Source organism: Guopingia tenuis (genome assembly GCF_014384805.1).
Taxonomy (GTDB): Bacteria; Bacillota; Clostridia; order Christensenellales; family Christensenellaceae; genus Guopingia; species Guopingia tenuis.
In genome coordinates, this window is sequence record NZ_JACRSS010000004.1 from 60,127 (window position 1) to 74,123 (window position 13,997).

Genomic DNA, 13,997 nt, shown 5'->3' on the forward strand with positions numbered 1-13,997 from the left:
ACTATGTTCAATTTTGAAAAGGCAACACAGCCGACGATCTATTTTATCGGCGTTACCACGGGAAGTTCCTCCATCATGAAGGTGTTCCCCGAATGGGCAAAGGCAATGGGAATTCCGGATGCCGTGATCAAGGGCATCGATATTGAGATCCACGCGGAGCCGGAAGTTTACCGCAAGGTCGTCGACTTTATCAAGCATGACGAGCTTTCCTATGGCGCTCTTGTCACCACCCATAAGCTCGACCTCTATAAGGCATGCAGCGATATGTTCGAGTATCTCGATCCCTATGCCCTGATGTTTGGCGAGCTGTCCTCGATTTCCAAAAAGGACGGCAAGCTCTGCGGCCATGCCAAGGACCCGATTTCCAGCGGCTATGCCTTAAACGACTTTGTCCCCAAGAACTGGTGGAAGGATCACGGCGGCGATTTCTATGTGATCGGCGCGGGCGGCAGCGCCATTTCCATGGGCGCGTTCCTCATGCGCGAGGAATTTGCGGGCAACTATCCGGGGCGGATCATCTGTTCCAACCGTTCCCAGCCGCGGCTCACGGAGATGGAGAAAATCTTTTCCAAGCTGAAGCCGGAGGGCGTGGAGCTGCAATACCACCTCTGCCCGGAATATGAGCAGAACGACGCGGTTTTGAAAACTATCAAGCCCTATTCGGTCATCGTCAACGCTACTGGTCTGGGCAAGGACCGCCCGGGTTCCCCGCTGACGGACGCCTGCGAGTTCCCGGAAAACAGCCTGGTCTGGGAAATTAACTACCGCGGAGAGCGGCGGTTCATGTATCAGGCGCTGGAACAGAAGGAAGCAAAGAACCTGCATGTGGAGGATGGCTGGCGCTACTTCATCTATGGCTGGACTCAGGTTATCAGCGAGGTGTTCCATATTCCGATCGAAGGGGAGCTTCTCGACAAGCTGGATGATATCGCCTCGGGATTCCGCAAATAAAGCCTGAAAAGAGGGGCGGCATCCCGCCGCTCTCTCATGCAGATAGAAATGAAAAAAGGAGAAAAAAGAAATGGGCAATAAAAATTCGGAAATTTTTGATTATGTACGGGGATTTACCTGCGATTTTGACTCGGTGACCGGCGTTTCCAAGACGGCGGTTCCCACGTCCCGCAAGCTTTCCCAGATGAAGGGCATGTTCGCAGACGACGCGGCTTATGCGGCGGCGCTGGAGAAAGAGGACACGGTGGTCTATGATTTCTATGAAATGGGCGCTCCCGAGAGCGAGGGCGAAATCGCCATGGGTACTTCCATCCTGCATCCCGGAAAGATAGGCGACGAATATTATTTCACCAAGGGCCATTATCACAGCAAGCTGGATACCGCCGAAGCATACTACTGCATGAGCGGCGAGGGCTTCATGCTCATCGAGAATCCGGAAGGCGACTGGCGCGCGATCCCCATGAAGGGCGGCGAGGCGGTCTATGTTCCCAAACGCTATGCCCACCGCACGGTCAACACCGGCAAAACCGACCTGGTGACCTTCTTTGCTTTCGGCGGCGAAGCCGGCCATGACTATGGCACCATTGAAACAAAGGGATACCGCAAGCTGATCGTGGAGCGGGACGGCAAGCCGGAGATCATCGACAATCCCAAGTGGAAATAAGGGGAGGATGCGGCAATGAAAATTTTAGTGACGCCGACTTCCTTTGGAAAGCCGGAAAATGCGAAATCCCGGGAGCTTCTGGAGAGCTTTGCGGACGAAGTTGTCTATAACGATCTGGGGCGTCCGCTCCAGCCCGAAGAGATCCTCGAGCGCCTGGACGGCGTGGACGGATACCTGGCGGGCGTAGATTATATCACGGCGGAGGTCATTGAGAAGGCCCCGGCTTCCCTGAAGGTGATTTCCCGCTATGGCGCGGGGGTAGACCGGGTGGATATCCCGGCAGCTACCAAGAAGGGAATCAAGGTGACCTTCACGCCCGGAACCAACTCGATTGCCGTCTGCGAGCTGGCCTTTTCCCTCATGCTGGCTTCGGCCCGGAGCATTCCGCGCCTGAATGATGCCGTGCATAAGGGCGAATGGCCCCGCAACCAGGGCATTGAGCTTTATGGAAAAACGCTGGGCATTGTGGGACTGGGCCATATTGGCAAAAACCTGGCGCTGCGCGCCCAGGCCTTTGGCATGAAGGTTGTGGCCTATGACCCATATCTGGATGAAAGCTTTGTGAAGGAAAACGGAATGGAAGCGGGCGATCTGGAATTTGTCGTGAAGCAGGCCAATTTCCTCTCCCTGCATGTTCCCTTCACGCCCGAAACCAAGCATATGATCGATGCGGAGATGATCGCAAAAATGCCCGACCGCGCCGTTATTATCAACACGGCCCGGGGCGGCATCATCGATGAAGAAGCTCTGGCGGCGGCGCTGGAATCCGGGAAGATCGCTGCGGCGGCTCTCGATGCCTTTGAGCAGGAGCCGGTGGTGGATTCCCCGCTTCTCAAATTTGATAATGTCATCATGACGCCTCACACCGGCGCGCATACCAGCGAAGCTGTGAAGGCCATGGGCGCTCTGGCAGCGCAGAACGTCATCGATGTGCTGACGGGAAAAGAATGCAAATACATCCTGAATAAATAAAAAAAGGAGATAGATGAACATGGATAAGAACAAAATTTTGCAGATGCTGCAGGACTGCGGCGTTGTGGCGGTTGTCCGTGCGGACAGCGAGGATATGGCCTTCAAAATTGCGGATGCCTGCATTGCCGGCGGCGTAAAAGGCATTGAAATCACCTTCACGGTTCCCGGCGCGGCGGATATCATCAAGGCTCTGACCCAGAAATATACCCCCGAGGAAATGATCGTCGGCGCGGGCACGGTTCTCGATCCCGAAACGGCGCGGGCAGCCATTCTGGCAGGCGCTAACTATGTGGTTTCCCCCTGCCTGAACGTGGATACCGTGAAGCTCTGCAACCGCTATCAGATCGCCTGCATGGCGGGCGCTATGACCATCAAAGAGGCTGTGGAGTGCATGGAAGCCGGCTCGGATATCGTAAAGATCTTCCCCGGAAACCTGTTTGGGCCCAAGATCATCAAGGCTATCAAGGGACCCATCCCGCAGATGAAGATGATGCCCACGGGCGGCGTAAATGCGGACAACGCGGCGGAATGGATCAAGGCCGGCGCTGTTGCCGTTGGCGCTGGCGGCGACCTGACGGCGGGCGCCAAGACCGGCGACTATGCTCAGGTGACCGAGGTTGCCAAGAAGATGGTGGCGGCGGTAGCCCAGGCGCGTGCGGAAATGAAGAAATAAGCAGAACAGCGAAAAACGCGGGAATTTTCCCGCGTTTTTTTGTTGGCCTGGAAACCACTTGCAGAGGCGGCTGGATATCCGGATCATGGGAAAAAGCTTTATAAGCAAGAATTAAATGAAAAGGTAAATTTCCCTTTCAAAGGCAGGGGAAGCAGGCGTTGGAGAAGATGGCTTTGCCGCTGCCATACCCATTTAGAACTCTATGCGAGCGGCTTAGCCAAAGACTCTTAAAAGTTGCATTATATAAAAAATCACAGAGAGAATATAGAAGAAATGGGAAATTTCGGGATGAGGACGATGCCTGTTCCGATAAAGAAGAGGTCAGAAGAAAAAATATATGCAGCGGAAAACAAAACGATATGGCGGGGATGGACTACGGCGGACGGCCAGCACAAAGGAAATACCCAGTTTCAGAAAGATGATGCTGTTTTCTGCGGTTATGATGCACCTTTTTGGCCGGGGGCCTTCGCTCTGAGGGAATCCCAGGGGCGAAGGAGGAACCCTCAGCTGGGCGCAAAGAGGATGTCTGCCTGGCGGAAAGGCGATAAAACGGGGGTTTTGTCGGATAGCGGAAGAAAGCTTTGCATCCCTCTGCTTTTTTGTTATACTGTCTCTGACAGAATACCGCCCGGTTTGCAAAAATGAAGGCCGGGGGCCGGCGCCTTCTGCGCGGCGAATGCAGATGCGTTCCGGGGGTTCTGTCTCCGGAGAAATATGGCTGTAATAAACGACAAAAAGGGCGATTGAAAAGGAGATAAGCGGATGACGCTGGTAATCACCGATCTGGAGAGGCAATGGATTCCATTTGAGGGGGAGATCGAGGTCATTGGACCGGACAGCTCTATTCTTCCCTGCATCGGCTGCTTTGGCTGCTGGACCAAAACGCCGGGGAAATGTATATTGAAGGACGCATTCTGCGAAACGGGACAGAAAATCGGCCGCTGCGACAGGCTGGTGATCGTCAGCGAATGTGTCTATGGGGGCTATAGTCCGTTTGTCAAAAATGTGCTGGATCGGGCCATCTCCTATATTCATCCCTATTTTTGCATACGCGGAGGGCAGATGCACCATCGGCCGCGGTATGCCAATGCGATGGATTTTCAGGTATATTTTTATGGGGATACCACGCCGCAGGAGCGGGAAACGGCCCGGAAGCTGGCGGCGGCCAACGCCCTCAACTATGACGCCAAATCTCACGCGGTCACTTTCCTGGAAGGCCGGAATCCGCAGGCGGAGGCAAGCCTATGAAAATTCTTCTGATCAATGGAAGCCCCAAAACGAAGCAAAGCGCCAGCGCAGCGCTGCTGGACGATTGCAAAGCGTGTTTTTCCCGGGAAACGGAATGGAGGGAGCGCCATGCTGCCAGGCCGGTCTTTTCCCCGGAGGATGCCGCCGCTCTATCCTGGGCAGACGGCGTGGTATTTGTCTTTCCCCTCTATGTGGACGGTATTCCCTCGCATCTTCTCTCCTGGCTGCGCCAGGCTGAGCGGTCGGGGAGTATACGCCCGCAGACGCGGATATATGGGATGGTCAATTCGGGATTTTTTGAGGGAGAGCAGAATGCTTTGGCCCTTGCCATGCTCAAAAGCTGGAGCCGGCACGCCGGGGCTGTTTGGGGCCAGGGCCTGGGAATCGGCGGAGGCGGCGCATTGACGGCCATAGCAAGCGTGCCCTTGGGAAAAGGGCCCAAGCGGGATCTGGGGCGGGCCCTGGGGGACTTGGTGCGGCATATCGAGACGGGTGCATCGGCAGAGGAGCGATATGTTCATGTGAACTTTCCGCGGTTTCTCTATATCTGGAGCGCCCAGATGGGCTGGCGGAGCCAGGCCAAAAAGAACGGCCTTACCCGGCGGGATCTGGACCGGCGGCAGTAGGTTCGCCGCGGAAAAAACACAAAAAAGCGGTTTTTTTCTTTGTTTTGTTAATAAATAGTAACCTTTGCCGCCGGGGCATTTACAATGCGGCGCAAAAGAGGCTATAATGGATCATAGTGAAATAATGGCAGGGGCAAAGACGTGAATTTAGAAATTTTTCAACATATTGACGACGTCGTTGAGCTTTTTGAGGGGAAACGCGATGTCTATAAGCTGATTGCAGAGGAAATCAAGGAATATTTTGACGACCATGTGTTCGATCAGAGCAAATATACCCTAAATCTGATTTACCGGATCAAGACCGTAGAGAGCATCCGGGAAAAGCTCCTTCGCAACAGCTATATCAGCAAATATAAGACGGATGAAGAGGTGCTGGCGAATTTTCAGGACCTCATTGGCTTCCGCATCGAATGCAAATTCATCGACGACGAAAAATATGTCTATGAGCTTTTGAAAGAGGTCTTTACCGAGACAGAGGATGGGCTGTATTTCTGGGAGCCGACCATGCCAAAAATCAAGCTCAAGCTGGGGGAGGAACAGCCCCAGAAGCAGAAAAACGGCTTTGATATCTATAAGATTGACGGCCTTTTCATGCTGGGCAAGGACCACGTCCGGTTTGAGCTGCAGATTAAAGCCCTGGTCAACACCTTCTGGGGCGAGATCGAGCATAAGATCATCTATAAAAACAATTCCTATCTGCTGGCGGATAATTTTGTGGTGGACCTGATGACATCCATCAAAAAGAGCTTAAACATGATCGACAGCCAGCTCTATGTCCTCTATAAGCGGTTTCGGCGGGCCGAGGGCGTGGAATTTGAAAAAAACAATGCCCGGGCCATCGAACGGTTTATCTCCAAAATGGTCTATGACACCTTTGCCGCACTGATGCGGGATCAGATTGGCTTTGCCATCGATTTCAAGAGTAGCTGTGATGCGGTGGTGCGTTATCTGATGGAGGTGAATAACGCCGAGGATATGGAGGATTACGGCCGCGTCATGCTGAATATTTTCTATATTCTCAACGGCCTGCAGGACGATGCCATCCGTGTGGACGACCAGCTGGAGTTTGAGCGGGCACTTTACTATGAAGATACCTTTTCGGCCAATATTCTGGAGACAGTGTTGCGGCTGGTGAACATCAACTATAAATGGCATTTGTTCTTTCTCGTGCTTTTCAGCATCGAGCGGGGAGACAATGTGGAGGATCTCGAGTCCTTTATTTCCTATTACCGCAATGTGATTCTCTCCAACCGATCCTTCGTGATGCTGGATGAAGCGGCGCCCAAGGACGCCGTGCGCATCCGGTTCGATATGCTGAACGCGATTTCGGAAGTGTTCAGCGAGAAGCAGAATATCGAATATCTCTGCGAAAGCGGAATGGCAACTATCCATCGCGCCCTTAACTACGTCATTCCCCAGGTAGTGGCAGATATTCAAAACAACAAGTCCTGGGATGATATCCAAAGCGCCTATACCAATGTGCTGAAAAGCAGGCTGGCGCTGTGAAGATGAAAAGAAAAAAGCAGCCTTTGGAGAGGCTGCTTTTTTGTGCTTTTTCGCCGCTCATTTGTGCAGAAGCGGGGAAATCCGTTGATAGAGAAGAAAGGTAACGGCGCTGTTGATGCCGGCTTTCAATAAGTTAAACCCAAGGATCACGGGCATAAGGCTCCAGACGACTTCCCGGGAAACCCCCATAAACAGAGGAGTGACGAGCAAATTCGCTCCCAGCATGACGGGAACGAGAGCCGCTATCCCCAGAAACAGGCCCCGCAGGGCAGCCGGCTTTGTCCGACGCCGGCGATAGCAGAGGCCGGCTGCGAGAACCAGGGTTCCCGTGGAGAGAATGTGCATGAGAATGCCATAGACACCGCTGTGGGCGCTTACGGTCAGCCCCTGCAAGAGGGATGTGGCCAGCGTGAGAAGGATCCCAGCCAAAGGGCCATAGGCAAAGGCACCAATGAGAATGGGAATGTTGGCGGGATCGTATTCCAAAAAGGGAGCCGCAGGGAAAATGGGGAAATGAAAAAGCCAGACAAGGACGATGGAAATCGCCGCCAGCATGGCTGTTTTGGCGATGGGCCAATTTTGGATTTTGCCTGCGCCAGTGGGGTTGTGTGTCATTGCAATTCCTCCGCATGTATAGATTTTTTAAAAATCCGACAGGAAAGAAAAAACCCTGAAATCAAAGGATTCCAAGGCAAAACACAAAAAATAAATATTTTTGTTTCTTTTATCCGGACTATACCGTTGGTATGGGATTTGAAAACCCATTCTGCCTGTGCCTCCGGCGCAGGCTCGCGGACTCGCAGCCTTTGCTTTTCACCGCCAGTGGGGAATTTCACCCCGCCCTGAAACAGATTTTTATATGTTTATGACAGCACCCACGACAATGGCCTGTCAATCGTGGTAACCATTTCTTTGGCTAAAATTGGCGAAATAGTTTGACGGGGGAATTGGCAGAATATTTGGGTAAACCTTTCAATGGCTTTTGCATATTTTATTATATGGCGCAGCAAAGGGGGGCATTGGGCATTGGAATACACTGTGGGCGTATCCAATATGGATATTGAATTGCGTCCGTTAATCGAAAACCGGCTGTCCGCCGCAAATAAGCGGAGCGGGCAGATTCAAATAAAAGAAGACCACAAAAATTACGTTGCTTTGGACTTTGCCGGCCGGGAGCAGCTCTTTGAGCTGGCCGATATTCTGGCGGATATTGTGATCGAAAACCTGCAGATTCGTTTTATTATGCGCGAAATCGCTCATGATTATGATTTTGTGGCAGAGAAGGATCAGTGCGAGATTTTGATTAACACGTTAAAGCGGCTCTGGTATCATGGCGAAAAAGGGGATCTGGAGCATCTTAAGCAGGATATCAGCAGTCGGATCGCCGTCTGCATGCTGGAAGGGCAGGAGCATGTGCTCTGGCTGGACGGCGTCCTGCGGTTCCGCATGCGGGATTTTGTGGAACAATGGAAGGATACACTGGAGGACTGCGTGGACGACTATCTGCTGGAGAGCGAAAAGCACGAGTTTATCAAGCTCCTTCGGTATTTTGTCAGCATGCGGGACCCGATCCTGCCCTATGTGATTATCCGGCCGGGCGAAGAAGAGTATCAGATTTTTGACGGCAACAGCGCAAAGGTCAGCGTGATCCTGCCGGGCAGTGAACACGGGGGCACGCGGGAGGTGAGCAAGGAGGATCTGCTTCTCTCCCAGCTCATCAACCTGGCGCCCGAAAACATCAACATTTCGGAGATTCAGGATGAGGATCTAAAAACACTTCTGCACCAGGTTTTTATTGGGAGAATCCGCTCGTAATGGTTGACAGAACGGCGGGGAGGAGTATAATAAAGGCAGAAACATAAAAACGTTTCGCAGAGAACCGGATAGTAGCAGGCGAAGGAAGGCTTTTCAAGAGAGGCTGCCCCAAAGGCTGAAAGGGGGCCGGGCGGTTTGCCATGTGAAGACCAGCCGGGGAGCGAGGCGCGTCCGGGCGGCGATATACGCCCGAAAGAGCGGGTTCTTGGCGTGAAAACCGGCATGGACTCATCAGGGTGGAACCACGGAGATTTTTCGTCCCTCAATTTTGTATTGAGGGGCTTTTTTTGTAAACTAAGAAAAGGAGATAGAGAAATGAACATCACGTTAAAAGACGGAAGCGTTTTGGCCATGGAAGGGGGAGCGACCCCGCTGGACGTGGCGGAGAAGCTCTCCTCTAAGTTGAAAAAGGCGGCGTTGGCGGCCAAGGTGAATGGGGAGCTTTGGGACTTGACCCGGGATCTGCCGGGGGACTGCACGCTGGAGATCCTGACCTTTGCGGACGAAGGCGGGCGCTGGACGCTGCGGCATACGGCTTCCCATGTTCTGGCCCAGGCCGTGAAGGCGCTGTATCCGGATGCAAAGCTGGCCATCGGTCCGGCCATTGACAATGGGTTCTACTATGATTTTGACGTGGAGGTTCCTTTCACGGCGGCAGATCTTTTGAAGATCGAAAAGGAAATGAAAAAGCTCATTCAGCAGAACGAAAGCCTGGAGCGGTTTGAGCTGCCCCGGGCGGAGGCCATCGCTTTCATGAAGGAAAAGGGCGAGGATTACAAGGTGGAGCTGATTGAGGATCTGCCGGAGGACGCCGTGATCTCCTTCTATAAGCAGGGGGACTTTGTGGATCTCTGCGCGGGGCCGCACCTGCCCTCCACCGGGCGCATCAAGGCCGTGAAGCTGATGAGCACGGCGGGAGCCTATTGGCGGGGCGACGAACACAACAAGATGCTCAAGCGCATCTATGGGACAGCCTTTGAGAAGCAGGCTGAGCTGGACGAATATGTGAAGCAGCAGGAGGAAATGCTGGCCCGCGACCACAATAAGCTGGGCCGGGAGCTGAAATTCTTCACCACCTGCCCGGAGGTGGGCCAGGGATTGCCGCTTCTGATGCCCAAGGGGGCCAAAACCATCCAGATTCTCCAGCGGTTTGTGGAGGACGAGGAGGAGCGCCGGGGCTATCAGCTCACAAAAACGCCTCTTATGGCGAAAAGCGAGCTCTATAAAATCTCCGGGCACTGGGATCACTATAAAGAGGGGATGTTCGTCCTGGGGGACGAGGAAAAGGACGACGAGGTTTTCGCTCTGCGGCCCATGACCTGTCCCTTCCAGTATATGATCTATAAATCTGCGCAGCGCAGTTACCGCGACCTGCCCATCCGCTATAACGAAACATCCACGCTGTTCCGCAACGAGTCCTCCGGCGAAATGCACGGACTCATCCGCGTGCGGCAGTTTACGTTGGCAGACGCCCATATCATGTGCACGCCCGAGCAGGTGGAGAGCGAGTTCCGGAATGTTCTGGATCTGGTGCAGTATATGGCAAAATGCCTGGGGATCGACAAGGACATCACCTATCGTTTCTCCAAATGGGATCCCAACAACAAGAAAAAATATATCGACATGCCCGAAGCCTGGGAGCAGACCGAGGCGGCCATGAAGACCATCTTAGACCACATCGGCCTCAACTACACCGAGGAAAAGGACGAGGCGGCTTTCTATGGCCCCAAGCTGGATATCCAGTTCAAAAATGTGTTCGGCAAGGAGGATACGCTGTTTACCATCCAGATCGACTTTGCTCTGGCCGAGCGGTTTGATATGGTGTATATCGACAAGGATAACCAGAAGAAGCGGCCCTTTATCATTCACCGTTCCTCCATTGGATGCTATGAGCGGACGCTGGCCATGCTCATCGAAAAATACGCCGGCGCGCTGCCTCTCTGGATCGCGCCTGAGCAGGTACGGGTTATGACGGTAACCGAAAAGTCCAACGAATATGCCAGGGAGCAGGCGGAAAAACTCAAGCGCCTGGGTATCCGCGCCACTGTAGACGAGCGGCAGGAGAAGATCGGCTATAAGATCCGCGAGGCCCGCAATGAGAGAATCCCCTATATGCTGGTGGTGGGGGAAAAGGAAGTGGAAGGAAACTCCTTTGCTGTACGCCGCCGGGGCGAAGGGGAAATTGGCAGTATGTCCGTTGAGGACTTTACGGCAATGGTTTTGAAGGAAAATGCCGAAAAGGTAATTTTTTAAGTCCGGAATGGATAGGATAGGCAGGGGAGCGTTCCCCTGCCTTTTTGCATGCGGAAAAACCGAACCATTCGGATCGAGAGGGAAGAGGCGGACAAAAGAAGGAAGGCACGAACAAAAGAGCCGTGACTTCCGGGAATTTGGGCAAGCTGATGCGTCGTGCGTGGGATAAAAGAGCTGTCTGCGTTTCCCCATAATCAAGGGAATCCCCGGGAAAGTTATGTTCGGTTTTTGGGGATAGAGGTCTATCCGGCGGAGAAAGGCTGACAGAGGCTGGCGCGGGAGGAAAGCAGCAAACGAACGCCAGGAATGAGCGGCAAAATCCCAGAGGCCAAAAATGGGAAGGTAACAAAAGGAAAATCCTTCGCAGAAGGGATGGCCCGCGATGTCCCGGCATGGCGAAAAATGGGAGTTTGCCTTGCAATGGAAAGGGCAATCTGCTACAATAAAAAAGTACGGTTTGTGCGGAAAATTGCGGCTGCTGCGGACGGAACCGGCCGCGGACGCCAAACGGGAAATTTTGGAGCAGAAGCCTTCCGGCGCGGGCTGGAGGGATTTTTTTAAGAAAGTTTTGCGACGGGAGGAACTATGTCACTGGAACATCTGATATTGCCGGAGAATTACCGATCGAGCTTGTCGGTCCGGGAAACCGAACACGCCATCAAGCTCATCAAAGACCGCTTCCAGATGGAGCTGGCGGCCGAATTGAATTTATACCGCATATCGGCGCCGCTGTATCTGCGCCCGGAAAGCGGACTGAACGACGATTTAAACGGCGTGGAACGGCCGGTTTCCTTTGATATCCGGGAAATGGGGGCGACGGTGGAAATCGTCCATTCCCTGGCGAAATGGAAGCGGGTAGCCCTCAAGAAATACGGCTTTGAGCCGGGGGAGGGGATCTATACCGACATGAACGCCATCCGGCGGGACGAGGATATGGATAACCTGCATTCCACCTATGTAGACCAATGGGACTGGGAAATGATTATCACCAAAGAGGGGCGCAATCTGGAAACCCTGAAGAGCATCGTCCGGGGAATCTATTCGGCCATGAAAAAGACCGAAAAATACCTGCTCAGCCAGTATCCCCGCCTCAGACAGAACCTGCCCGAGCGCATTCATTTCATGACGACCCAGGAGCTGGAGGACCGCTATCCGGATCTATCCCCTAAGGAGCAGGAGGACGCCATTACCCGGGAGCTGGGGGCGGTGTTTCTGATGCAGATCGGCGGCGTTTTGAAATCCGGCCAGAAGCACGACGGCCGGGCGCCGGATTACGACGACTGGTCGCTGAATGGAGATATTTTGCTGTATTATCCCGTGCTGGACCGGGCCTTTGAGGTTTCCTCCATGGGAATCCGGGTAGACGCGCCCACGCTAAAAAAACAGCTGGCTCTTGCCGGCTGCCAGGAGCGGGAAAAGCTGGAGTTCCATCAGGCGCTTCTGAAGGGGGAACTGCCTTTGACAGCGGGCGGCGGAATCGGGCAGTCCCGGCTCTGCATGTATCTGCTGGGCAAGGCGCACATCGGCGAGGTGCAGGCTTCGGTTTGGCCGGAGGAGATGCTGCGCGTCTGCCACGAGCACCATATTGATCTGTTGTAACCAGACGGCGCGGGTTCTCCGCGTTTGCGCTGCCGCGAAATGGTTGTTTCGAGATGTAATTCCGCGGCAAATGAAAAATCGAGAATATGCCGGTTATCTTATGCGGACCGGCCTGTTATAAAAAAGGAGTTTGGGATATGTTGGATATCAGGGAATTGTTCCGCCATGCGGAAAAATATGCGGATCAGACCGTGGAAATCGGCGGATGGGTGCGTACCATCCGGGATACCAAGGCCTTTGGGTTTATTGAGTGCAACGACGGCACGTTTTTCAAAAATGTGCAGATTGTCTTTGCGGCGGATACCATCACCAATTATAAGGAAGTCGCCAAGCTGGGCGTGGGGACTGCCATTGCCTGCAAAGGGCGGCTGGTGCTGACGCCTGAGGCCCGGCAGCCCTTTGAGATCAAGGCGGAGGAAATTTCGGAGGTAGGATCCTGCCCCAGCGATTATCCGCTGCAAAAAAAGCGGCACAGCCTGGAATTTCTGCGGACAATATCCCATCTGCGGCCCCGGACGAACACCTATTCCGCGGTGTTCCGGGTACGCTCGGCGGTGGCCTATGCCATCCATAAATATTTCAATGAGCGGGGCTTTGTCTATGTGCATACGCCGCTCATCACGGCCAGCGACTGTGAAGGCGCCGGAGAGATGTTCCAGGTGACAACGCTGGATATGGATAACCCGCCCCGCACTCCGGAGGGGGCCATTGACTATTCCAAAGACTTTTTCGGCAAAGAAGCCAACCTGACGGTATCCGGCCAGCTGGAGGCAGAATGCTATGCCTTGGCCTTCAAAAAGGTCTATACCTTTGGGCCAACCTTCCGGGCGGAAAACAGCAACACGGCGCGCCATGCTTCGGAATTTTGGATGATCGAGCCGGAAATCGCCTTTGCGGATATCAACGATGATATGGATCTGGCAGAGGATATGGTGAAATATATCATTCAATATGTGCTGGAAACGCTGCCGGAGGAGATGGAGTTTTTCAACAGCTTTATCGATAAGGGGCTGCTGGCGCGGCTGGATAACATTGTCAATTCGGATTTTGCCCGCATCACCTATACGGAGGCGGTGGATATCCTGAAAAAATCCGGGCAGAAGTTTGAATATCCCGTGGAATGGGGTATCGATCTGCAAAGCGAGCATGAACGGTATATCACCGAGAAGGTGTTTGGAAAGCCCGTGTTCGTGACGGCCTATCCCAAGGAGATCAAGGCGTTCTATATGCGCATGAATGACGATGGGAAGACCGTTGCCGCCATGGACCTGCTGGCCCCGGGCGTGGGCGAAATCATCGGCGGGAGCCAGAGAGAGGAGCGCCATGATGAGCTGGTAGCCCGGATTCGGGAGCTGGGTATGGATCCCAAGGATTATTGGTGGTATCTGGATCTGCGGAAATTCGGCGGTGTATCCCATGCGGGCTATGGCCTGGGCTTTGAACGCATGATTATGTATCTGACCGGGATGAGCAATATCCGGGACGTTTTGCCCTTCCCCCGGGTTCCCAAGTGGGCGGAATTTTAACACCTCGGCGGTGGGCCATGACTCGGTGACAGTTCAGTGGGAAAAGCAAGCACGGTACACGAGCTGAGAACGCGGCAGGAAAGGAATTGCGGTTTCCCCGGCGGCAGGCCGTGACTCGATGACAGTTCAGCGGGAAAGGCGGACACGGCGCAAGAATAGGTAAA

Annotated in this window: 12 protein-coding genes and 1 riboswitch; of the genes, 11 read left to right on the forward strand and 1 reads right to left on the reverse strand. The window is 53.7% G+C overall.

All coding sequences use genetic code 11. From position 1 onward, the window contains the following. The first annotated feature begins 3 nt into the window (after positions 1–3). The 7 genes from H8693_RS08525 to H8693_RS08555 all read left to right on the forward strand — a co-directional run bounded on the left by H8693_RS08525 (position 4) and on the right by H8693_RS08555 (position 6,640). Positions 4–951 carry a shikimate dehydrogenase family protein gene (locus H8693_RS08525; protein WP_249280614.1) on the forward strand — a complete coding sequence of 316 codons (948 nt, stop codon included), beginning with the start codon at positions 4–6 and terminating at the stop codon, positions 949–951. 70 nt (positions 952–1,021) lie between these two features. Then, positions 1,022–1,615 carry a glucose-6-phosphate isomerase family protein gene (locus H8693_RS08530; RefSeq protein ID WP_249280615.1) on the forward strand — a complete coding sequence of 198 codons (594 nt, stop codon included), beginning with the start codon at positions 1,022–1,024 and terminating at the stop codon, positions 1,613–1,615. Positions 1,616–1,630: 15 nt separating this feature from the next. Further along, positions 1,631–2,587 (forward strand): phosphoglycerate dehydrogenase, encoded by a 957-nt coding sequence (locus H8693_RS08535; RefSeq protein WP_249280616.1) that lies wholly within the window; start codon positions 1,631–1,633, stop codon positions 2,585–2,587. A 19-nt stretch (positions 2,588–2,606) separates the two neighbouring features. Beyond that, positions 2,607–3,260 (forward strand): bifunctional 2-keto-4-hydroxyglutarate aldolase/2-keto-3-deoxy-6-phosphogluconate aldolase, encoded by a 654-nt coding sequence (locus H8693_RS08540; RefSeq protein WP_249280617.1) that lies wholly within the window; start codon positions 2,607–2,609, stop codon positions 3,258–3,260. 762 nt (positions 3,261–4,022) lie between these two features. Next, positions 4,023–4,508, forward strand: a complete 486-nt coding sequence (locus H8693_RS08545; RefSeq protein WP_249280618.1) for an NAD(P)H-dependent oxidoreductase — start codon at positions 4,023–4,025, stop codon at positions 4,506–4,508. After that, positions 4,505–5,134, forward strand: coding sequence for an NAD(P)H-dependent oxidoreductase (locus H8693_RS08550; protein ID WP_249280619.1), 630 nt, complete (start codon positions 4,505–4,507; stop codon positions 5,132–5,134). Before H8693_RS08545 ends, H8693_RS08550 begins: the two co-directional genes overlap by 4 nt. Before the next feature lie 141 nt (positions 5,135–5,275). Then, complete coding sequence (locus tag H8693_RS08555) at positions 5,276–6,640, forward strand: GTP pyrophosphokinase (RefSeq protein ID WP_249280620.1); 1,365 nt, start codon at positions 5,276–5,278, stop codon at positions 6,638–6,640. Positions 6,641–6,697: 57 nt separating this feature from the next. Here the strand turns inward: H8693_RS08555 and H8693_RS08560 are convergent, their stop codons facing one another. Then, positions 6,698–7,255: an ECF transporter S component gene (locus H8693_RS08560; protein WP_249280621.1), complete on the reverse strand. Its 558-nt coding sequence runs from the start codon at positions 7,253–7,255 to the stop codon at positions 6,698–6,700. A gap of 97 nt (positions 7,256–7,352) precedes the next feature. Then, positions 7,353–7,494, reverse strand: a riboswitch (FMN riboswitch). Positions 7,495–7,666: 172 nt separating this feature from the next. Here H8693_RS08560 and ytxC point away from each other — a divergent pair. The 4 genes from ytxC to asnS all read left to right on the forward strand — a co-directional run bounded on the left by ytxC (position 7,667) and on the right by asnS (position 13,833). After that, the gene (gene ytxC / locus H8693_RS08565; protein WP_249280622.1) at positions 7,667–8,455 is read left to right on the forward strand and encodes a putative sporulation protein YtxC; all 789 of its coding nucleotides are present in this window, start codon (positions 7,667–7,669) and stop codon (positions 8,453–8,455) included. A 315-nt stretch (positions 8,456–8,770) separates the two neighbouring features. Beyond that, entirely contained in the window at positions 8,771–10,708 is a 1,938-nt protein-coding gene (gene thrS / locus H8693_RS08570; protein ID WP_249280623.1) for a threonine--tRNA ligase, read from the forward strand. A 585-nt stretch (positions 10,709–11,293) separates the two neighbouring features. Continuing rightward, positions 11,294–12,307, forward strand: coding sequence for an aspartate--ammonia ligase (asnA, locus tag H8693_RS08575; RefSeq protein WP_178619900.1), 1,014 nt, complete (start codon positions 11,294–11,296; stop codon positions 12,305–12,307). A gap of 137 nt (positions 12,308–12,444) precedes the next feature. Then, positions 12,445–13,833 (forward strand): asparagine--tRNA ligase, encoded by a 1,389-nt coding sequence (gene asnS, locus H8693_RS08580; RefSeq protein ID WP_249280624.1) that lies wholly within the window; start codon positions 12,445–12,447, stop codon positions 13,831–13,833. Positions 13,834–13,997 lie beyond the last annotated feature (164 nt).